The sequence below is a fragment of the Hyphobacterium indicum genome (assembly GCF_003129605.1).
GTDB classification, from domain to species: Bacteria; Pseudomonadota; Alphaproteobacteria; order Caulobacterales; family Maricaulaceae; genus Hyphobacterium; species Hyphobacterium indicum.
In genome coordinates this window covers 109,284-130,095 of sequence record NZ_QBDX01000003.1, presented here as the reverse complement: position 1 = coordinate 130,095, position 20,812 = coordinate 109,284, and the positions used below count along the sequence as shown (strand labels likewise).

General features: G+C 60.4%; 20 protein-coding genes. 12 read left to right on the top strand and 8 right to left on the bottom strand.

Annotated features, from left to right (window positions below):
• Positions 1–13: 13 nt before the first annotated feature.
• The 6 genes from DBR16_RS07775 (at position 14) to astB (ending at position 7,728) form a co-directional block, all read left to right on the top strand.
• Complete coding sequence (locus DBR16_RS07775; protein WP_109260706.1) at positions 14–1,216, top strand: OmpA family protein; 1,203 nt, start codon at positions 14–16, stop codon at positions 1,214–1,216.
• Between the two features lie 132 nt (positions 1,217–1,348).
• The gene (locus tag DBR16_RS07770) at positions 1,349–2,629 is read left to right on the top strand and encodes a cystathionine gamma-synthase family protein (RefSeq protein ID WP_109260705.1); all 1,281 of its coding nucleotides are present in this window, start codon (positions 1,349–1,351) and stop codon (positions 2,627–2,629) included.
• Positions 2,630–2,663: 34 nt separating this feature from the next.
• Positions 2,664–3,929: a hydrolase gene (locus DBR16_RS07765; protein ID WP_109260704.1), complete on the top strand. Its 1,266-nt coding sequence runs from the start codon at positions 2,664–2,666 to the stop codon at positions 3,927–3,929.
• Positions 3,930–4,940 (top strand): arginine N-succinyltransferase, encoded by a 1,011-nt coding sequence (locus DBR16_RS07760; protein WP_109260703.1) that lies wholly within the window; start codon positions 3,930–3,932, stop codon positions 4,938–4,940.
• Complete coding sequence (gene astD, locus DBR16_RS07755; RefSeq protein ID WP_109260731.1) at positions 4,937–6,394, top strand: succinylglutamate-semialdehyde dehydrogenase; 1,458 nt, start codon at positions 4,937–4,939, stop codon at positions 6,392–6,394. Before DBR16_RS07760 ends, astD begins: the two co-directional genes overlap by 4 nt.
• Complete coding sequence (astB, locus tag DBR16_RS07750; RefSeq protein WP_109260702.1) at positions 6,391–7,728, top strand: N-succinylarginine dihydrolase; 1,338 nt, start codon at positions 6,391–6,393, stop codon at positions 7,726–7,728. The genes astD and astB overlap by 4 nt, the downstream gene beginning before the upstream one ends.
• Here the strand turns inward: astB and DBR16_RS07745 are convergent.
• Both DBR16_RS07745 and DBR16_RS07740 read right to left on the bottom strand, forming a co-directional pair.
• Positions 7,725–8,984 carry a beta/gamma crystallin-related protein gene (locus DBR16_RS07745; RefSeq protein ID WP_109260701.1) on the bottom strand — a complete coding sequence of 420 codons (1,260 nt, stop codon included), beginning with the start codon at positions 8,982–8,984 and terminating at the stop codon, positions 7,725–7,727. The two genes, astB and DBR16_RS07745, sit on opposite strands and share 4 nt — an antisense overlap.
• A 98-nt stretch (positions 8,985–9,082) precedes the next feature.
• Positions 9,083–11,188 (bottom strand): AsmA family protein, encoded by a 2,106-nt coding sequence (locus tag DBR16_RS07740; RefSeq protein ID WP_161539441.1) that lies wholly within the window; start codon positions 11,186–11,188, stop codon positions 9,083–9,085.
• 92 nt (positions 11,189–11,280) lie between these two features.
• Between DBR16_RS07740 and DBR16_RS07735 the strand changes: the two genes are divergently transcribed.
• Positions 11,281–12,063 carry a M48 family metallopeptidase gene (locus DBR16_RS07735; protein WP_233347670.1) on the top strand — a complete coding sequence of 261 codons (783 nt, stop codon included), beginning with the start codon at positions 11,281–11,283 and terminating at the stop codon, positions 12,061–12,063.
• Here the strand turns inward: DBR16_RS07735 and DBR16_RS07730 are convergent.
• Positions 12,054–12,467, bottom strand: coding sequence for a DUF6491 family protein (locus tag DBR16_RS07730; protein WP_125184533.1), 414 nt, complete (start codon positions 12,465–12,467; stop codon positions 12,054–12,056). The two genes, DBR16_RS07735 and DBR16_RS07730, sit on opposite strands and share 10 nt — an antisense overlap.
• A 55-nt stretch (positions 12,468–12,522) precedes the next feature.
• On the opposite strand from DBR16_RS07730, the gene DBR16_RS07725 reads away from it, so the two are divergent.
• From DBR16_RS07725 to DBR16_RS07715, 3 genes are all read left to right on the top strand, one after another.
• Complete coding sequence (locus DBR16_RS07725; protein ID WP_109260697.1) at positions 12,523–13,620, top strand: NAD(P)/FAD-dependent oxidoreductase; 1,098 nt, start codon at positions 12,523–12,525, stop codon at positions 13,618–13,620.
• 51 nt (positions 13,621–13,671) lie between these two features.
• Positions 13,672–14,493: a lytic transglycosylase domain-containing protein gene (locus DBR16_RS07720; protein WP_109260696.1), complete on the top strand. Its 822-nt coding sequence runs from the start codon at positions 13,672–13,674 to the stop codon at positions 14,491–14,493.
• A gap of 101 nt (positions 14,494–14,594) precedes the next feature.
• Positions 14,595–15,740 (top strand): DUF2336 domain-containing protein, encoded by a 1,146-nt coding sequence (locus tag DBR16_RS07715; protein WP_109260695.1) that lies wholly within the window; start codon positions 14,595–14,597, stop codon positions 15,738–15,740.
• Here DBR16_RS07715 and DBR16_RS07710 read toward each other — a convergent pair.
• The 4 genes from DBR16_RS07710 to DBR16_RS07695 form a co-directional block, all read right to left on the bottom strand.
• Positions 15,716–16,234 (bottom strand): Hpt domain-containing protein, encoded by a 519-nt coding sequence (locus DBR16_RS07710; RefSeq protein ID WP_109260694.1) that lies wholly within the window; start codon positions 16,232–16,234, stop codon positions 15,716–15,718. The two genes, DBR16_RS07715 and DBR16_RS07710, sit on opposite strands and share 25 nt — an antisense overlap.
• A 25-nt stretch (positions 16,235–16,259) precedes the next feature.
• On the bottom strand, positions 16,260–16,631 hold the full coding sequence (locus DBR16_RS07705; protein WP_125184532.1) for a hypothetical protein: 372 nt from the start codon (positions 16,629–16,631) through the stop codon (positions 16,260–16,262).
• 80 nt (positions 16,632–16,711) lie between these two features.
• Positions 16,712–17,509, bottom strand: a complete 798-nt coding sequence (locus DBR16_RS07700) for an NAD kinase (RefSeq protein ID WP_109260730.1) — start codon at positions 17,507–17,509, stop codon at positions 16,712–16,714.
• Positions 17,510–17,525: 16 nt separating this feature from the next.
• The gene (locus DBR16_RS07695; protein ID WP_109260692.1) at positions 17,526–18,581 is read right to left on the bottom strand and encodes a DUF2336 domain-containing protein; all 1,056 of its coding nucleotides are present in this window, start codon (positions 18,579–18,581) and stop codon (positions 17,526–17,528) included.
• A 150-nt stretch (positions 18,582–18,731) separates the two neighbouring features.
• Between DBR16_RS07695 and DBR16_RS07690 the strand changes: the two genes are divergently transcribed.
• Both DBR16_RS07690 and DBR16_RS07685 read left to right on the top strand, forming a co-directional pair.
• Complete coding sequence (locus tag DBR16_RS07690; protein ID WP_109260691.1) at positions 18,732–19,499, top strand: class II aldolase/adducin family protein; 768 nt, start codon at positions 18,732–18,734, stop codon at positions 19,497–19,499.
• Positions 19,500–19,588: 89 nt separating this feature from the next.
• On the top strand, positions 19,589–20,260 hold the full coding sequence (locus tag DBR16_RS07685) for a hypothetical protein (protein ID WP_109260690.1): 672 nt from the start codon (positions 19,589–19,591) through the stop codon (positions 20,258–20,260).
• Here DBR16_RS07685 and DBR16_RS07680 read toward each other — a convergent pair.
• Positions 20,257–20,781 carry a c-type cytochrome gene (locus tag DBR16_RS07680; protein ID WP_109260689.1) on the bottom strand — a complete coding sequence of 175 codons (525 nt, stop codon included), beginning with the start codon at positions 20,779–20,781 and terminating at the stop codon, positions 20,257–20,259. The genes DBR16_RS07685 and DBR16_RS07680 overlap by 4 nt on opposite strands.
• Between the last annotated feature and the right edge of the window lie 31 nt (positions 20,782–20,812).

Sequence of the window (20,812 nt, the reverse complement as noted above, 5' to 3'; positions counted from 1 at the left end):
CGGAGGGGGTAAAATGAAAAAGTGGCTACTCACAGCGGCCGCAACCGGTGCCATCGCGGTGGCGTCCGCCGGTGCAGCAAACGCTGACGAAGGTTGGTATGCCAGCATTGGTGCTGGTAATGGAGGCTTCAGCGATACTGAAGTCGACGGGTATCGTCTCGGTGCCGAAATGGACGGTGCCGGCGATTGGCGCCAGAACGCAGCATTCGGTTATGACTGGGCCGATGGCTGGCGGGCGGAAGCCGAAGTGGCGCACCGCTTCAACGATTTCGGTGCCATCGGCAATCACGAAGACTCCTCGGCAAATCTCCACATCTGGAGCCTGATGCTGAATGTCTATCGTGACTTCAATGAAAGCGGATTTATCTCGCCCTATATCGGCGCCGGTGTCGGTGCTGCACAGGTGAGCTTCAGCGGTACCGGTTGGGATTCGGGCGCACGCCCGACGTTTGGTGGCGGTGGTGCTGCCAACCAAATCCTGCTTCCGGCTGCTGGTGCTCGTTACGTCACGACCAATGATGATGACCTGACCTATATCGTGAACCTCATTGCGGGTATTGGCTGGCGTCTTTCCGACCAGTTTATTATTGACACTCAATACCGTTATGTCCGTCTGGGCGAAACCAACTACACGGGTGCTACTCCGACCGCCGTTGGCGGATCGGGCGTAATCCGCCAGGGTGGCAACTCCTTCCCGGGCACGACCATTGGTGGCGAGACCGGCATCAGCGATGTCAGCGGTCACGAAGCGTGGATTTCGATGCGGTATCTGTTTGCGGCTCCTCCGCCGCCGCCGCCTCCGCCTCCGCCGCCGCCTCCGCCTCCGCCTCCGCCGCCGCCTCCGCCGCCTCCGCCGCCTCCTCCTGAAGTGGTGTGTGAAGACGTGGGCTTCGTGGTCTACTTCGAGTGGGATCGTTCCAACCTGACCGATCAGGCTCGTGCGGTGATCAACCAGGCCGTTAACCAGGCCCGTAACTGCGGCGTATCCAGCGTCTCCATCGACGGTCACGCTGACCGTTCTGGTGCCGCTGCCTACAATGTTGGCCTGTCCGAGCGCCGTGCTCGTGCGGTTCGTGACGAACTGGTTCGCCTCGGCGTTCCGGCGAGCGCGATCTCGCTTCAGGCCCTGGGCGAAAGCCGCCCGGCGGTTCAGACACCGGATGGTGTCCGCGAGCCGCTCAACCGTCGCGCCGAGGTCCTCGTCGACCTGCGCTAGTCTGACGGTTAGCTAACTCAGAGAGCGGTCCGGCCTTTTGGCCGGGCCGTTTTCTTTTGGGCTGATGCCGGATGGCTTGACCGGCCGGACGCCTCAGCTAGACAGTCCGGATTCAGCCAAGCGGAGGTGTGAATGGGCTCGCAGCATGATAAATCCTCCCGCACCGGACGGCGGCATTCTGCCCGGACCCGCCTCATTCATGAGGGCTATGATGCGTCGGCGCATTCCGGGGCTGTAAAGGCACCGATCTATCACAGCTCCACGTTTCTTTTTGACAGTGCTGAAGACGGCGCCGCCTTTTTCAGGGTTAACAACAAGGTGGCTTTGCCGGATGATCCCGATCAGGCCGGGCTGATTTATTCGCGCTTTTCGACGCCGAATGTCGATCTTCTTGAAAAACGCCTCGCGATTCTCGACGGCGGGGACCGGGCGTTGGCATTTGCTTCCGGAATGGCGGCGATCGCGACGACTTTGATGGCGTTTGTCAGTGCTGGTGATGTCATTCTCTATACAGCGCCGCTCTATGGCGGCACGGATGCGTTTCTCAACCGGGTTTTGCCGCGGCAGGATATCCGGCTGACGGCCGTGGCCGCTGAAGCTGATGAAGGAGCTTTCCGGGCGGCGGCTGATTCGGCAATGAAAAAAGGGCCGGTGCGTGTTCTTTATACCGAGACGCCAACCAACCCCCATAACGAAATCGTTGATCTGGGCCTTTGCCGGCGAATTGCTGATTATATGGAAACCGTTCAGGGGGTTGCGCCCGTTGTTGTTTGCGACAACACGCTTCTGGGCCCCGTGGGGCAGCAGCCGCTGAATCACGGCGTCGATCTGGTTATTTATTCGCTTACGAAATATGTCGGTGGGCACAGTGATTTGCTGGCCGGTGCCGTGATCGGCCGCAGGGATCTGATTGATGCGGTTTATGGCCAGCGAAGCTTTCTGGGCGGTGTCATTGATCCACATACAGCCTGGCTGCTCACCCGCTCGCTGGAGACGGTGACGCTGCGTATGAAAGCGGCCTGTGACAGTGCCAGCCGGGTGGCTGCTTTTCTGAACCGGCACCCCAAGGTGTCCCGATTGAACTACCCGGGTCTCCTGGCTTCCAATAGCCGCCGCGGACGATTGCACAGACAGCAATCGAGCCTCGATGGCTCGACGTTTTCGTTCGATGTAGGCACCGACCGTGAGGCGGCATTCCGATTCCTCGACGCGCTGCAGCTTATCAAGCTGGCCGTCAGCCTGGGCGGTACGGAGAGCCTGATATTGCATCCGGTCTCGACCAGTCATTCCAATATCGACCCGGCGCGCCGCGAAGCGCTGGGCTTTACCGAAGGCATGGTGCGCCTGTCCGTCGGGCTGGAAGATCCCGACGACCTGATAGACGATCTGGAACAGGCGTTGGCAAACGTCTAAGCCCTTATCCGAGCAGTTCCATAAGGACGACAGCATGACCGTAAAAGTCGAGCTGAATGCGGACGAGCGTGCAGCGCTCAACTGGATAGACACCCGCCAGGATCACATGGTCTCGACCCTACGGGACTGGGTGAATATCAATTCAGGCAGCCGGAATGCGGACGGCCTCGAGGCCATGCGCGGTAAGCTGGATGACGCCTTCGCCGAGCTGGGTGGCGAGATTCGGGCCGAGAGGCTTACGCCCACCACAGTCGTCGAAAAAAATGGCGACGTCCGGGAGCAGGACTTCACCCCGGCTTTTCATCTGATCCAGCGTCCGGATGCGCCGATGAAAATCGTCCTGACCGGTCATCACGACACGGTTTTTCCGGCCGATGACAGCTTTCAGCGCTGGGTGATGCGGGACGACAATATCATGAACGGGCCGGGGGCTGCGGACATGAAGGGAGGCTTGCTTGTCATGCTGCACGCCCTTCTGGCCCTGGAGCGCAGCCCGCTGAAAGACCGGATCGGTTATGACATCCTGATCAGCCCCGATGAGGAAATCGGGTCACTGGGCTCGGGGCCCATTCTCCATGCACTGGGCGCAAAAGCCGATATCGGCATGACCTACGAACCGGCGCTGGCGGATGGCTCACTCGCCGGCGCACGCAAGGGCTCCGGGAACTGGTCGCTGAAGGTTTCGGGCAAGGCCGCCCATGCCGGGCGGGAACACCATCTCGGACGCAACGCCATTGTCGCGGCCAGTGAATTTGCGCTGGCGCTGGACAATCTCAATGGTCAGCGTGACGGCGTGACCTTCAATGTCGCCCGCATTGATGGCGGCGGGCCGCCCAATGTGGTGCCGGCCAATGCGGTTGTCCGGTTCAATATCCGCGTCAATGATGCCGGGGATCAGGCTTGGGTGTTGTCAAATCTGGAGCGTTTGACCGGCGCCACCGAGCGCCGCGACGGCATTTCGGCGGAATTGTTCGGCGGATTTACCCGGCCGGCCAAGCCGATGACACCGGCCAATGCACAGATGTTCGAATGGACCAAGGCGGCTGGCTCTGCGCTGGGTATAGACATCAAGTGGAATGCAACTGGCGGCGTCTGCGAAGGCAATAATCTTTGGGCCGCCGGATGTCCGAATGTCGACACGCTGGGCGTTTGCGGGACGGATATCCATTCCCATGAAGAGATTGTCCTGCTCGACAGCCTGACCGAACGCGCCCAGCTGTCTGCCATCATGCTGATGAAGTTTGCGTCCGGTGAATTTGATGCCAGAACCGCGCGAAAGCTGGCGAGGGGAGAAGCCTAAATGCTCAGGGTCCGGGCGGCACGCCGCGATGATATAGATGCCTTCGTGGCATTGTCGGAGGCGGCGGGTACCGGCTTCACAAGCCTGGCCGTGACGCCGGATATACTGGCCGAGCGCCTCGAGAAATCTCTGACTGCTTTTGCATCGAATGCCGGCGCACCAACCGAAGTCACTTACCAGATGATGCTGGAGGACACGGAAAGCGGCAAGGTTCTCGGCTGTTCGGCGGTCAAGGATGCCGTCGGAATTTCAAAGCCCTATTATGATTTCAAGATCATCACACTGGCGCAATCATCTGCGGAAGCGGACCGCCGCTTTGACATGGATGTGATGATCCTGGTCAATGATTTTGCCGGGTGTTCGGAAGTCGGTACGCTTTTTGTGAATGATGCTGCAAGGGGCAGTGGGGCGGGACGTCTGGTCGCGCAGACACGATATCTCCTGATCGCGGCCGACTATGACCGCTTCGGACCGCATGTTCTGGCGGAATTGCGCGGTGTGGTCCGCGAGGATGGATCGTCCCCGTTTTTCGATCATGTTTCGCGGCCGTTCTTCCGCATGACGTTTGACGAGGCCGACCGGCTCAGTGCGGCTTCGGACAACCAGTTCATTCTGGACCTTATGCCCAAGCACCCGATTTATCTCGACCTGCTCCCGCCGGCCGCCCGGGAGGTGATCGGCCTGACGCATGAGCAGGGCATTGGCGCGCGCCGCCTGCTGGAATGGGAAGGCTTCACCTATAATCGCTATATCGATATTTTTGATGGTGGCCCGCTCATGTCCGTGCCGACGCGCCAGGCCCGCACAGCGCGGGAAAGCGAAGTGTTTGAAGTCGCGACCGGCAGCGGTGAAACCGAGGCCATCGTGTCGAGCGACAATTTTTCGAATTTCCGCAGTATTCGTACGCCCGTCACGCTGAAAGATGGCAAGGCGATGATGACTGCGGAAGCCCAGGCCGCGCTTGAGATGGGCGAAGGCGAGACTGTACGCGTATGGAGACCGCAATCATGACCCAGGGACAGTGTTTTATCGGTGGCGAATGGCGGTCGGGTGGTGGCGGAAATATTGTCTCCATCGATCCGGCCAGCGGTGAAACGGTCTGGACGGGTAATGCTGCGAGTGCGGAAGATGTCGATGCGGCCTTCATGGCTGCGCGCGCCGCGTTTCCGGGCTGGGCGCGAACGCCGCTGGCGGACCGGATTGCGATTGTTGAACGCTTTGGCGCCTTGCTGAGTGAGAAAAAGGCGGAGGTTGCGGAGCTGATAGCGCGCGAGACCGGAAAGCCGCTGTGGGACTGCCAGGGCGAGGCCGCGGCGATGGCGGGCAAGATCGCCATTTCGGTCAAGGCCTATCATGACCGTACGGGTGAAACACAGGCCGAGATGGATTTCGGATCGGCCGAATTGCGTCACAAGCCGCTGGGCGTCATGTTTGTCCTCGGCCCGTATAATTTCCCGGGACATCTGCCCAACGGCCATATCGTACCCGCACTGATTGCCGGAAATTCCTGTGTTTTCAAACCTTCGGAGCTGACGCCGGCGGCCGGTGAGTGGATGCTCCATGTCTGGGAGGAGGCGGGGCTTCCACCCGGCGTGCTCAACCTGGTGCAAGGCGCGCGTGAAACCGGGGCAGCCGCCCTCGATCACGCAGAGCTGGATGGCGTACTGTTTACGGGCTCGCACAATACCGGCCAGTTCATTCACAAGAAATTCGCCGGCCGGACCGGAATACAGCTGGCGCTGGAAATGGGCGGCAATAATCCGTTGGTCATCTGGGATGCGGAAGACGCCGAAGCTTCGGCCCGGCTTGCGGCTTTCTCTGCTTTTGTCAGTTCCGGTCAGCGCTGTTCGTGTGCGCGGCGGATCATCCTGCCCGCAGGGGCGGCGGGAGATGCCGTCGTTGAGCGCCTTATCGGGATTTCCCGCCGTATTCCTGTGGGTTCATGGAGTGATGATCCGGAGCCATTCATGGGCCCGCTGGTGACCGCCGATGCTGCCCTGCAGGTAATCAAGGCGCAGGAAAAGCTTGTCGCAGGTGGCGGGCAGTGTCTGCTCGAGGCGCATATTCTGGACCAGGGGCCGGCCTTCGTGTCGCCGGGAATCATTGACGTGACCGGGACGGAACATCCCGATGCCGAAGTCTTCGGCCCGCTGGTGAAGATTATCCGCGTGGACAGTTTCGAGGCCGCCTTGCAGGAAGCCAATCATACGGCCTATGGCCTGTCCGCCGGTCTGGTCAGTGATGATGCCGCACTGTGGGACCGGTTCCGCGTCGAAGTTCGCGCCGGCATCGTCAACTGGAACCGCCCGACGCCGGGCGCGGCCAGTTCAATGCCTTTCGGTGGTCCGGGACAGTCCGGAAACCTGCGGCCATCGGCCTATTATGCAGCGGATTATTGTGCCTACCCTGTGGCCAGCCAGCTGGCTCCGCGGCCTGAACGGATCGCTATACGGGGCGTGGAATGACAGCTGTTGAAGCCAATTTCGACGGGATTATCGGACCGACGCACAATTATGGCGGACTGAGTTTCGGCAATATGGCATCCGACAGGAATAGGGGCGCTGCATCGGCCCCCCGTGCGGCGGTGCTGGAAGGTCTGAAGAAAGCCAAGACCCTCGCCGATGCCGGGCTGTTACAGGGCGTTCTGCCTCCGCAGGAGCGTCCGGATACCGGTTTTCTGCGGCGGGCCGGATTCTCGGGATCGGATGCGCAAGTCCTGGAGGCGGCAGCGAAATCCGCACCGGTGCTGTTACGCAATGTGTATTCGGCGTCGCCGATGTGGGCGGCGAATGCCGCCACCGTGTCGCCGTCCGCGGATACCGCGGATGGCCGTCTCCACCTGACGCCGGCCAATCTGATCACGACTTTACACCGGTCCATCGAAGGTCCGGCGACGGAGCGTGCCCTGTCGCGGATTTTTACCGGTGATCGATTCGCCGTGCATCCCCCCCTGCCGCCGCAATCGACTTTCGCGGATGAGGGGGCGGCAAATCATGTCCGCCTGTGCGCGCAACATGGCGGCCCGGGCGTGGAAATATTCGTCTATGGCCGCGAGGCCAGCGAGACCTGGACCGGCCGGTTTCCCGCCCGCCAGACTCGTGAAGCCTGCGAGGCCGTCGCACGCGCACATGGGCTGGACCCGAAGCGCTGTGTGTTCATCCGGCAGGGGCAGGCGGCGATAGATGCGGGGGCGTTTCATAATGATGTGGTCTGCGTTGGCACGTTGACCACGCTTTTCTTCCATGAGCTGGCATTCGAGGACAAGACTGGCGCGATGGCCGCCATCCGGGCTGCCGCCGAGGGGCTGTTCGAGCCGGTCTTTGTGGAAGTGCCGGAAAACGAAGTGCCGATTGCGGATGCGATCTCGAGCTATCTTTTCAATTCACAATTGCTGGCGATGCCGGGTGCGGACCGTTTGATGCTGAATGCACCGGTGGAGACAGAGGAAACCCCGTCCACGCAGGCTTATTGTTGCAGAATGACATCGGGCAACGGTCCGATCGGCACAGTGAATTATGTCGATGTGCGCCAGTCCATGCGCAATGGTGGCGGGCCTGCCTGCCTGCGGCTGCGTGTGGTGCTGACGCCCGAGGAGGCGCAGGCCGTCAACCCCGCCTGTCTGCTGACCGATGAAATCTATTCGGCGCTCTGCAAGTGGGCCGAACAGCATTACCGTGACACGCTGAGTGTCGAGGATCTGGCGGATCCGGCGCTGATGCAGGAAAGCCGGCAAGCGCTGGATGCGCTCACCGGCCTTCTTGGTCTGGGATCGGACTTCTATCCGTTCCAGCGGCGCTAATAGCTGCGGACCGAGCTGACCCGATTGCCCAGGCCCCACTGGTTCAGATTATGGACATCGCGATCAAACTCGTGGCACCGGCCCCCGAATGAGGCATGTTCGCACAACAACCAGCGGCCCCGGCCATTGATCGTCATCGACATGGCGCGGTCATTGAAGCGGACAACGTCCAGATTGTAGGTATCGCGGTCGATCGTGACGGACGGGCCGGTGAAATTCGGGCCGGCATAGAGCGTGATCGAGTCATACTGATTGTAGCCGCCGCCAGGGCCGCCATATCCGCCGCCATAACCATATTCGGGACGTGCCGAGGAAATGCGATTGCCAAGGCCAAGTGTATTCAGATTCCGGACGCGGCCGGAGATCGTCCGGCAGGGTGTGCCGAAACTGACATCTTCGCAGACCGTCCAGCTCTCATTGCCGTAGGCGATGGCCGACATGGCCTGATCGTTGAAACGCAGCCGGACAAAATTGCTTTCTTCGCGGTCAAGTTCGATCGACTGACCGGTGAAATTCGGACCGGAAAACAGAACCAGTGTTCCCGCGCGGCTGCTATAACCGCTGCCAGGGCCACCATATCCGGGGCCGCCATATCCGCCACCATAGTCATATTCCGGTTGCGCTGACGAGACCCGGTTGCCCAGCCCGTAGGCATTCAGATTGGGGATGCGCCCGGAGATCGTACGGCAGGGCGTGCCGAAATTGGCGTCTTCGCAAATCGTCCAGCGGCCGCGGCCTTCGACTTCAGCGGACATGGCGCGATCGTTGAAACCAAGTCCCGTCAGATTGTTCGTCTGGCGGTCGATATTGATCGATTGACCGGTAAAATTCGGGCCAGAGTAGAGAGTCAGCGAACCATCGCCACGCGGGCCGCCGGGATAGCCTCCCCCGGGATAACCGCCTCCCGGACGGCCGCCGGCTCCGTATTCCATGCGCGCCGAGCTGATATGGCCGTCAAGGCTGATGGTCGCCAGATTGGGGACATCATTTGATATTTCCCGGCAAACACCGCGGAAATCGGCGTGTTGACAAACCGTCCAGCTCCCACGGCCCTGGACCCGGATGGACAAGGCACGATCATTGAAATTGATGGTCTGGAAATTTGTCACATCGCCATTGATGGTCACGGATTGACCGGAAAAACCGGTTCCCGAATAGAATGTCAGCGCGCGCTGTCCGCCGCCATGCTGGGCTTCTGCGGCCGCGCCCAATGCCAGAGTGCTGGCAAGCGCACAGATCAACATCTTGAATTTCATGATAGTCTCCCATTCTGACGAATGCCGGATTCGTCTATCTCCCCACCTTTATGGCTATTCTATTGTGAACCTTCGGCAACGGGAGTGACAGACAGGTTTTATCTGCCGCCATCGCCGGTTGCCGTTCCTTCCTCTTCATCATCTTGCTGCGATGAGCCCCTGCCAAACAGGTCACGCAAAAGACGCTCTGCCGGATCGACGTCTTCTTCAGCCGGTTCGCCTTCCGGATTTGTCTCGTCCGATGCCGGCTGCGTGCCGCCAAGGCCCAGAGCGTTGCCCAAGACATTGCGGATTGCGTTTTCAGGGTCTTCGCCGCTTATGGCACCCTGAATGGCGCCCTGGAGAAGGGCCCGGCCCACGACATCCCAGTCAATGCCGACGCGGGGATTGTTGAAGGTGCCGCTGATGAGGATGGGAACGACGACACCCTGAAGGTCACGTTCGCCGCCTTGGCCTTCAATACTGGCCACGGCCCGGGGGCGGAGACGGTAATCAAGTGCTTGGCCCCCGATTCCCACCGTGCCGGCACCATCGACACGGACCAGCGGACTTAGCATGATCAGGTCATTGTTGGTGGCAATGCCATTGGCGACCGTGAAGGTACCTTCGAGCGCCGAGAAATCGGTTTCTTCCTGTTCTCCGAATCCGTCCGGCAGGCGGCGGTTGGTCAGTGCTGACTCTATGCCGCGGATGGCCTGGGCGAGGTTCACACCGCGAATCGCGCCATCGGTAAAAGCGAAGCCGCCGGTTCCGCCAAGGCCATTCATCAATTCGGCTTGGGAATGACCGGAGGTCAACAGGTCTATCGTGAGGCGCCCTGTCCCCGAGAGGCGGTCAAAACCCGCAGCCGCCTCCAGTAGCGGCAAGGCGGCAATCGATTGCAGGTCCGCAAACAGGCTGAAGGATGGTGTCGCCGTGCGGCCATTGGCGACAAAGCGTGCCCGCCCGCTGCCCTCATAGAGCGAAATGCGGGTCAAATTCGCTTCCAGCCGTGAATTGACCAGCTCGACATCCAGCGCCGCATCCGAAATCTCGATGTCCTGAACCGTCAGTTCACCCACAGTGAGATCCAGGTCAGCATCGACAAGGCCAAGCGCGGAGACATCGATGCGTTCCGTCGACCAGGCCGGCACATCACCCGAAGGCGTCTCTGTTTCGGGTACAGCCGGCATGTAGGGGGTTACGTCGAGCCGGGGCAGGTTCAAGGTGCCGCCAATCGCCGGGCGCGCCCCGGCCAGAGATACGCTGAAACGGCCAGTGCCCGAGATGTCATCGAGACGGATATGGTCATTCTGTCCGGCATTGGACGCGTCGAGCGTAAAGGCGTTCATGCCGCCCGAGAGATTTCCGGACAGCTCGAAATTCTCCAGCCCCGCACCCGGGGGCAGAGGGGCGCCTGCAAAGGCGGCAAGGGCGCGAATTGAGGGAATGTCAGAGGACAAGCGGCCGGAATAGCGGACGTCCTCTCCCTCCAGAATGTTCCCGTCAAAGCCGAGGTCGATCAGATTGCCGCCGAGGTCCAGCCGGGCCGCCACCTGCTCGCCTTCAAAAAAACCACGGACAGATCCGAGATGCAGATCGAGGGTCATATTTTCGCCATCGGCCGTCAATGCGCCCGTGATGTCGAGTGGATCATCCAGTCCTGGCATGTGGATATCGAGGTCCAGCCCTTCAATCTCCCGGGTTTGCGTGCCATCGGCGAAGCTGATGAAGCCGTTCTCGATGCGGATATCGCCGAGCGAGGCTTCAAACGGCAAGGCTCCGGGACGGCGGACAAAACCAGCGTCTGCCGGGGCTTGCGCTGCGGTGCCGTCATCGGGTCCGAAAGACCAGTTATTGCGATTTCCGCGTTGTTCCAGCCGTATTACAGGGTCGATGAGGATGAATTCCTCGATCACGACCGTGCGCGAAAGCAATGGCCAGAGCTGCACACCGACGCGCATTTCCGCCATCTCTGCGAACGGGACATCGCCAAAGCCGTCCTCGTTGGCAATCGAGACATTGTGAGCCTGGATCTGCACATTTGGCAGCAGGCTGAGACGGACATCACCTGCGAGGGTGACCTCACGGCCCAGATTTTCACTGGCCGCAATCTGGGCCCGGTCCCGGTAAACTGACTCGGGTATCAGGAAGGGGATGATGATGGCGGCGATCACGACAACGAGGATCAGGCCGATAAGAAAAGTCAGAAGGCGGCGGATCATGAAAAACTCCCTGAAGCCGGATGACATCTGTTCTCTGACGAGAATTTCAGGCTAGTATAGCTCACAGAATGACAGCCGTTCAGGGGGACAGCATGAAAATTCAAAAAATATCCATGAGTCGCCGCGATATCCTTATGGGCCTTGCGGCGGGAACGATCCTGCCGGTTGCCGGTTGCGCCCAAAACGATGCGCTGGGGCGGAGCCAGCTGCAGCTGGTATCGGAAAACCAGATCATGGCGCTTTCGCAGCAGGCCTGGCAGGATGCCCTTCAACGGGAGCGCATTCTACGAGACCCCGGCTATAACCGGCGGCTGCAGCGGGTGGGTGCCAATATGGTGCGCGCCACCGGAATGACCGGCCTTGACTGGGAATTTGTGGTGATCGATTCCGACCAGGTGAATGCCTGGGTGTTGCCGAACGGCAAGGTCGCCTTCTATCGCGGCATTCTGGATATCATGGAAGAGGACGCGCATATCGCGACGGTGATGGGCCATGAGATGGGGCATGTGGCCGCGCGCCATTCTGCCGAGCGTGCCAGCCAGCAACGGGCAAGCCAGATCGGGATGCAGATTGCAGGGGCTTTGCTGCAGCAGCAGGGCGTCGATTTCAATCAGGATATGGCAGCCGCCCTCGGGGCGGGCGTTACCTATGGCATCATCATGCCGTATTCGCGCCAGCATGAGTTCGAGGCCGACCGCCTGGGCGTGGATTACATGGTGTCAGGCGGGTATGCGCCGCACTATGCGACCGATTTCTGGCTTGCCATGTCGACGCGCCACCAGAATGCCGGATTCGAATTCCTGTCCACCCACCCATCGGATGAAGCCAGGCTGGATGCCATGCGCGCGCATATCGCGGCGCGAGGTTATTCCTGATCGTCTGACGCCTCAGCAGCTTCCGCGCGCTCTGCGATGAGGGCACGGGCGGCATCGACGCTTTCGACTTCCTCGACCGTATCAATGGCACAGCGGAAGCCATTGTCCGGCGTGATGTATTCCACGACCGGCGGACACAGTGTGGCGTTCTCGCCGAACGACGTGGCCAGCTGGACGCCGAAGTTCAGATCCGGGCAGCTGTGACGCAAGGTCGCCAGATAGTGGCGGCTGGCACCGCCGCGGAACACGACATGCTCACGGTCGATAACGCTGTAACCATTGATCTGGACCATGCGGACGCAGCGCGGTGCGGCCTCTTCGCCGTCTTGGTGGTGATCGGTGGCAAGCACAGGTGCGGTCGCGAATGCACAAGCGGCCAGTGATACGATAGTCAGGGATTTCATCTTGTCCTCCTTACCGGCTGGACAGGTTACACCACTGGACATGACGCCGAGCTGAATGGATTTCAAGTCAAAACCCCGTGACAGGATCGCCATAGCAGGTGGCGGCATTGCCGGTCTGGCCTGTGCGAAAGCCCTGTTGAATCGCGGCGCTGCTGTCACCGTCTATGAGGCTGGGGCCGCTGGCCAGGGGGCATTGTGGGCATCCGGAGGCATGCTGGCGGGCGGGTTTGAATGCGCGGAAGCCAATGCATCCCCGGCATTTGCCGAATTGGCCCGGCGCGGCATGGCGCTCTGGTCTGACTGGGCGGAAGATCTGGGTGCCGCCCGGATTGGCTACAGGGTCGGCGGTGTGATCAGCCCGGCCAGTGACGGTGCCGGCCTCGACTGGCTAGATGTCCTGGCGGAGCGTGCCGGACAACTGGATATTCCGTATCGGCGTCTGCGCCGGTTGCCGGAGCGTGTCCGCGCCCGGGCCGCTATCGAATTTCCTGCAGATGGCGAGCTCGACAACCGTCTTCTCGGCCCGTGCCTTGCCGCATGCGTTCGGGAGGCCGGAGGGCACATCCTTGAGTGTAGGAATGTGACGGCGCTGGCAACCGACGGTGACCGTGTGCGGGTTGAAACGCACGAGGCCAGCCATGACTTTGATGCGGTCATACTGGCGACGGGTGTAGCCGGGCAGGTCTTGCAGCCAGCCGAGCCGGCACTGAGCGCCATCTGGCCCGTGAAAGGGCAGATGCTGTCGCTTGAGGGCGAGGGTGAGCGGCTCGCTTTCTGTCTGCGGGCCCGCAATGCCTATGTTTCGCAGAAGCCTGATGGCCGGTTGGTGATTGGCGCGACCAGTGAGCCCGGCAAATATGATACTGATACAGATGATACAGTGATCGAGGCGCTCAGGCGGAATGCCGAACACTGGTTGCCCGGGCTTGGCGATTTAAAGCTGACCGGGAGCTGGGCGGGAATTCGCCCGGGAACGCCGGATAATCTGCCCATTCTGGGGCCGGGCGCATTGCCGGGTGTCTATCTGGCGCTGGGGCTTTACCGGAATGGGGTTCTGCTCGCCCCGGCTGTTGGCGAACTGATGGCCGATGCCATTCTTTCCGGAACGGCACTGCCGGCAGACTTCGGGGCTGCGCGCTTCTTTCAGCGTTAACGCCAAGTTAGCGGCTCGACCCAACACTGCGCACATGTAATGCGAGTCGGCATGATGAGTACGATTTCTCCGCCTGGCGAAGCCACACACGCCCTGATCGCCCGCGCATCACGCGAGACCGGGGCCGATTTCGATTTCATGGTGCGTACGGCGGCACGCGAAAGCAATTTCGACCCCAATGCCCGTGCGGCAACATCGTCTGCTGCCGGTATGTATCAGTTTCTTGATCAGACCTGGCTGGCGATGATGAGCCGGCACGGCAGCGAGCACGGATTGGCGCGCGAAGCCGGGATGATCGAACAATCCGAAACCGGGCGCTATACAGTGGCCGACCCGGCCGAGCGTCAGCGCATTCTGGATTTGCGGTTCGATGCCGGTGTCGCAGCGCGAATGGCGGGCGAGCTGGCAGCAGAGAATGCGTCCATCCTGCAATCGCGGATTGGCCGCCAGCCGACATCGGGCGAGCTCTATGCCGCGCACTTTCTGGGCGCTGGCGGTGCATCAGAGCTGATCAATGCGGCAACGGAGACTCCCACCGCCCGTGCTGACCGCCTGTTTCCTGCGGCGGCCGCGGCGAATCGCAATGTCTTTTATGATGGAGGGCAGCCGCGCAATGTCCGGGATGTTCTGGCGGGCCTGACCCGTGAAGAGGCCGTGACGATGCCATCGCGGAGTGAGCTGCCCGCAGGAAGTACCGAAGCGGCACCGTCATTGCGATTCCAGTCGCCGGCGCCCGATCAGGGCGTGGCCTTCATGTCGCGCCGGATCGGGATCGCGCAGGGTGGTGGAACGCTGTCTCCGGCGGTTGTTGCCATTCTGGCTTCACTGGAAGCACCAGGCGGCCGGAATGATCGCGATGAACGGGAAAGTTAACCGCAAACCGTCGCGTCTAAGGATTCATTAACACGAGAGTCAGAGCCTGTTGTCAAAGGCGAATCGCGATGGGGCGATTCGCGAGCAACAGGATCATGCCAATGAGCATCGTAGCGATGCGTTCGCGCCTGACCGACGACGATATCCGGCGCCTTGTAAAAGGTGAGGACGCCGAAGATCGCGCCCTGGCTGCCCGCAAGATATGCCAAAGAATTGATACGCCCGAGCTGACATCTGAAGAACGCGAAGCGGCTGACGCAATCATTGGCATGATTGCCCAGGATGCGGCGACGCTGGTGCGGCGCGCGTTGGCTGTGACGCTTCGCCAGTCGCCGCATTTGCCGAAAGATGTAGCGATCAAGCTGGCGCAGGACATTGATTCCATCGCGGTGCCTGTCATTGCGGGAAGTCCGGTCTTTGATGATGCTGATCTGATCGAGCTGGTCCGGACACAACCCGCTGCGAAACTCGCAGCCATTGCGGCGCGTCAAAGCATTTCCAAGCCCGTTGTGATGTCGCTGATCGACCATGCTGATGAAGGCGTTATGGGGATTGCGGCGGCCAATGATGGTGCCGAGTTCGATGATGAAGCCTTCGACAGGACGATTGCGCGATTTGGGGAGTCGCGGGCTGTCATGGATTCGTTCGTTTCGCGCTCTGTCCTTCCCATCAGCTTCACCGAGAAGATTATCGCGCGGGTCAGTGATGATGCCCTGCAGCGGCTGGTACGGCGTCATGCCCTTCCGCCCCAGGTCGCGGTTGACCTGGCCGAGAGCGCCCGCGAGCGTGCGACAATTGACCTTGTGGACCAGGCCGGTGTTGCGCCCGACATGCCGCATTTCATTGAACAGATGCAAAGCTCGGGGCGCCTGACGCCGTCGCTGATCCTGCGCGGCTTGCTACGCGGGCATATCGAGTTTTTCGAACATGCCGTGGCCCGGCTCGCGGGTATACCGCATTCCAAGGCCTGGTTGCTGATTCACGATGCCGGCCCATTGGGATTGAAAGCTGTTTTCGAACGCACAGGATTGCCGCAGCGGCTTTTGCCCGCCATTCGCTCGGCTATTGATACCTTGCATTCCATTGAAATGGGCCCGGGCGAATCTGGCCGGATACTTTTCCGCCGCCGGTTGGTCGAGCGGTCCCTGACCCAGTTTCAGGGCGTTCCGGAAGAAGATCTCGAATATATCCTGTCGCGTCTTGATCAGGACGAGAGTGAAGATCAGCCTGCGCGGGCGACCGGTTGATCCTCGAATTCAGCAACAAGATCCAGAACCTGCGTCTCCAGCTCGACCGCCAGAGCTTTTCCGACCGGATTGTTTTCGTCGCGAATGTCCTGTCGCAGGGCTGCGCGGATGGCTCCGGTATGGGCAAGCGCCAGTTTGGCAGGCGCGATAGCGCGCTTCTCTTCGGTCTCGATCAGTTTTGACAAGGAGCCGGCCATGCGGGTGATGATCGGGAATTTATAGGTTGTACCCATGCCGCGCAGATCGTGCGCACGCGAGAAAAGCTCGATCCCGGCTTCACCATCAAGCCCTTCAGCCATGACACGTTTGGCTGCGGCCTCAAGCTTCTGGACTTCGGATTCCAGCCACTCAGCGAATACCTCTTTCATATCGTCCAGTGCCGCTTCGGCACGGGCTATTGCGGCTTCGTCGATGGGACCGATGCGCCCGCCGACTTTCACGCGCAGCATGTTCGGCGGCGTGATCATCTCGATGGGTTGTTCTTTTTTGGACATCTGGATTTCCTTGGGCGACGTGAGTTTACAGCGCCATCATGGCAGGCGCTTGATCGGCGCTGACGCTAACAGAATGGATAAGGGACGCTTCCAGGTCCTGAATCCGGAAAGGTTTCTTGAGAGACGTAACCCCGGAAGGCGTTTCGTCATTGGTCAGTGACAGCAGCGGCAAGGCCGGAGATATCTGCTGCAATGCAGATGCCGCGCTGGTGTCCGTGACGAGCGCAGCCTCGATATGCTGGACTGAAAGCGCATGGCCAGCCTCTTCAACCGAGCCGGCCGTCACGACGGCTTTGCAGCCCATGGCATAGAGGCTGGATTGAAGCGCTTGCTGAAGCGGGCGCGATTGGCTGTAGATCAGAACCGTCATTCCCAGACCACCGGAAAGCTGTTGCATCATCACCATCCTTTTTCCGCATCTCATTGGCGGATTGGGGAAAAGTGGTAGCAGATGATGCTTAACGCCGGCCTAAGCTGTCAGGCTTGAAATTGTTCGATCAGAATGCGTTCACCAAGCGCACGGCCTTCATCGAACAGCATATGGAGGCTGACATCTGCCGCCTCCTCGATATCGACCGAAGCAATATCCCGGAATTCCTGATTGTCGGCCACGGCAGACACCGGGCGCTCTTCCGGGCTGAGGACATCAAAGCGGACCTTGCTGTCATGGCTCAGCAACGCCCCCCGCCAGCGCCGAGGCCGGAAAGCGCTGATCGGCGTCAAAGCCAGTGTGCGCGAACCCAAAGGCAGAATAGGCCCGTGAGCCGAGGCATTATAGGCGGTGGAGCCGGCAGGTGTTGCGACCATGACGCCGTCTGCGGCGAGTTCTGCCAGACGAATCCGGCCATCGACGGAAATCTGTATCTTGGCCGTCTGGCGTGTTTCGCGCAGGAGGGATACCTCATTGATGGCAAGAGCGGAAAACCGATTGCCGCGGATGTCAGTGCCGGTGGCGCGTAGCGGATGAATCGAGGTTTTCTCGGCCCGTCGCAAATGATCGATGAGATCGCTTTCAGCCGGATTGTTCATCAGGAAGCCGACCGATCCGTAATTAATCCCGTAAACAGGAATGCCGGTGTCCATCACCGCATGCAGCGCTTCCAGCATCATGCCATCCCCGCCCAGGGCAACGACGATGTCCGCGTCCCCGACCGGGACGTTGCCATACCGGTCCTGCAGCCGCTTGCAGGCATCCTGCGCATCCGGGCGGTTGCTGGCCATGAAGCTCAGCGAAGGCGTATCTGACAGGGGTAGCGGGCTCACTCCGGTCTCCATGATCGGGCCGGAATATTCAAACCTGCGCTGCCAGCCGGCGCAAGGCATCATGGGCGCTGCCGGGCGTGAATTTCTGGAATATACTGGCGGCACTGACCATGGCGTCCGGGGGCAGGTCCTCCTGGATCCGCCCGGTTTTCTGCATGCCGCGGACGACCGACGGGAAGAGCGATGTATCAATACGTGCTGCGCGGCACGCGAGTGCCGTTGCCCGCATGCTGGACATACCAAGTGCGGCCCGCCATTGCTCGACGGACAGGCTGCACAGATCGGCAATGGCATAGTCAAACAGAAGGCTCTTGCCGTCTGTCAAAGCGCGAACGGCGACCGTGCCATTGAGTTCGCCGGTAGCGGCCATGCGCTCGACCAGTTTTCGCGCTTCGGTTTCGCTGTCTTCCGCAGTGGCTGCCGGTTGTGCATTGGTCCCGATCTCGTCCAGCCTGCCTGCTTCCAGGCCGAAATGCTGTGCGACCTGATCGCGCACGGCTTCCGAAATCCGGGCGGTGAGCCGGTCAACAAAAGCGGGCGGGATATCGTCGCGTTCCAGCATCAGGCGGGACAGGCTTTCATCGGCGATCGCGGTCTCCATGCAGACCGACATGGCGGAATCGGAAATCCGGGCGGTCGTATTACGGATCAGGCGGTCTATGACTTCCGGTTCTGAATACGCCATAACCGCATCGCTGACAGCGATGCCGATATGGCAACGGCCAGCGATCAGGATGCGATGTTCGCGGGACCCCGTATTGGCCAGTTCGACCAGATCTTCCGGTTCGAGGACCAGGCTTTTCCGAATGACGGCCTCCGCCACACAGGGCGCATCAAATGCCAGATATCGCACGATACCGCGGGGAGCCCACTCACATTCTGCCAGCCGCGAAGCCATCTGGATGCGAACCGATTCTTCCACCTTGAGCGCCAAAGCCAGAAGGATGTCGTTTGCGAGGGGCTGGGTCCGGTTGGTGAGCGGTCTGCCGACACAGATGTCAGTAACGCCCAGCGCCAGTGCTGCACGGCTTTGCGGATCGCGAACGCGCGCCAGATGTGTCAGGGCCGATGCAATGTCGCTCATAACGTTGCCTGATTTCCAATCCCTATAAAAGCCTGAGTCTGCAATGGATTCCAGCCCTGGTTTATCCGCCGTTAAATCCTGACGGCAGAGCTGCAATTGACGCGGGCCCTGTGTCGTTCAATCTTATGCCAGAGAATTCGGGAGGCCGGCATGGATGATCAATCAAAGCAGAGCGTCAGAGACGTGGTAGGCGAAGAGGAATGGAAGGCACGCTGTGATCTGGCGGCGCTATACCGGCTTGTGCATATGCATGGATGGGACGATCTGTTCTTCACCCATATTTCCATGCGCGTTCCCGGCCCTGAAGAGCACTTTCTGCTCAATCCGTTCGGACTGCTCTATGAAGACGTCACCGCGTCAAACCTTGTGAAGGTGGATCTGGACGGAAATGTACTCCCGCCCTCGACCTACGGAATCAATCCGGCAGGGTTCACGATCCATTCGGCCATTCATGCGGCGCGTCACGATGTGACCGTTGCAATGCATCTTCATACCGATTGCGGCGTGGCCGTTGCGGCACAGAAGGACGGGCTTTTACCGATCTCGCAACTGGCAATGAACATCATGTCCGATGTTGCCTATCACGACTATGAAGGTCTTGCGCTTGTGGAGGCGGAAAAGGCCCGGCTGGTGGCCGATCTGGGCGAGAAAAATGCCATGATCCTGCGCAACCACGGGACGTTGTCGGTCGGATCCCACCCGTTCCAGGCGTATTTACGTATTTATCTCCTTGAGCGTGCGTGTAAGATACAGACTCTGGCACAGGGCGGCGGGGAGCTGATCCAGTGGGACAAGGAGATGCAGGACAAGGTCTACAAGCAGGGCGAAGAGGGGGTGCTGAACGAATTCTTCCTCGAAATCGCCTGGGCGGCCTTGCGTGCGCGCGTCGACCGGGAATCGCCGGGCTACGATCAGTAGCAGTCTTTTGTGTCCTTCTGATTTCCGCCCCGGCATTTGCCGGCGCGTGGGTTCAGGAAAAAGGCCACGGCATCATAATTTCCGGGCTTTTGCTGTCCGAGGCCGGCAGCAGTCTGGACCGCAATGGCGAACGGCAGCCGGGCCTCTATTTCTCGAAATATGAATCATCATTTTATACGGAATACGGCCTTACAGACCGTTTGACCCTCGTCCTGCAACTTGCGGGTCAACGTGTCAGCCAGGACAATAACGGCATTACGGACACCGCCGAGGGGCTTGCTGCCAGCCGCGCGGGCCTTCAGGCGCGTCTTCTCAGCTTTGGCCGCTGGACGTCATCGGTTCAGATTGCGGGCGTCATTCCCGGCGGAGGTGAAAACGTTGCCGACCGGCCGCTCGGCGATGGCGCCAATGGCGTGGAATTGCGCGCACTGGTAGGACGATCCGTGGGTTCGAACGGGTTTCTGGACTTGCAGCTTGGACGCACATGGCGCGCTGACGAGTATCCGGCGGAAACCCGCCTGGATGCGACCCTGGGCTGGCGCATCCGCGAAAACTACCTCGTAATGGCGCAATCCTTCTATACCGTCGCGGATGCGGACATTGTGCGCAACGGGCGGGAATACAGGCAGCACAAGGTCCAGTTCTCGGCGGGGCGGAATTTTGGCCGTGGCCGTCTGATGGTCGGTGCTTTCACAACCCTCTCCGGCCGGAATGCCATTGATGAAACCGGCCTTGTTGCGAGCTGGTGGCGGTCTTTCTAGTCTTCGCGCGGATAACCGGTTTCATGCATGACATAGGCGATGACATCGCGCCGGTCGGTCTCTTCGCGCAAGCCGACAAAGGACATGCGGTTGCCGGGCAGGAAATCACGCGGATTGGCAAGCCAGCCATCCAGCTGCTCCGGAGTCCAGACAAAGTCCGCGTTTTCCAAAGCGGTTGAATAATTGAAATTCTCGACCGAGCCGGCCTCGCGTCCGAACATGCCGTAGAGATTCGGACCCACGCGGTTACCACCGCCGTCAGCGACCGTATGGCAGGAACCGCACCGCCGGAACAATCTGCGTCCGGAATCGTAATCGGCCTCGGAATAGGGCATGGGCAGATAGGACAGATCAACCGTCTCGGCCGCTGCGGGTGGCTCTGCCGAAGCCGGTGTTGCCGATACCTGTCTGGTGCTTGCAGCCGGATCCGGGGTTTCCGTGTCGTCTACGGTTTCAGAATTGCTGCCCCCGCCACAAGCCGTCAGCAAGCCGGTGGCGGCCACAATGATCATCCAGCGCATCACATCAACTCCATGTCACCTTCCGTTCGGA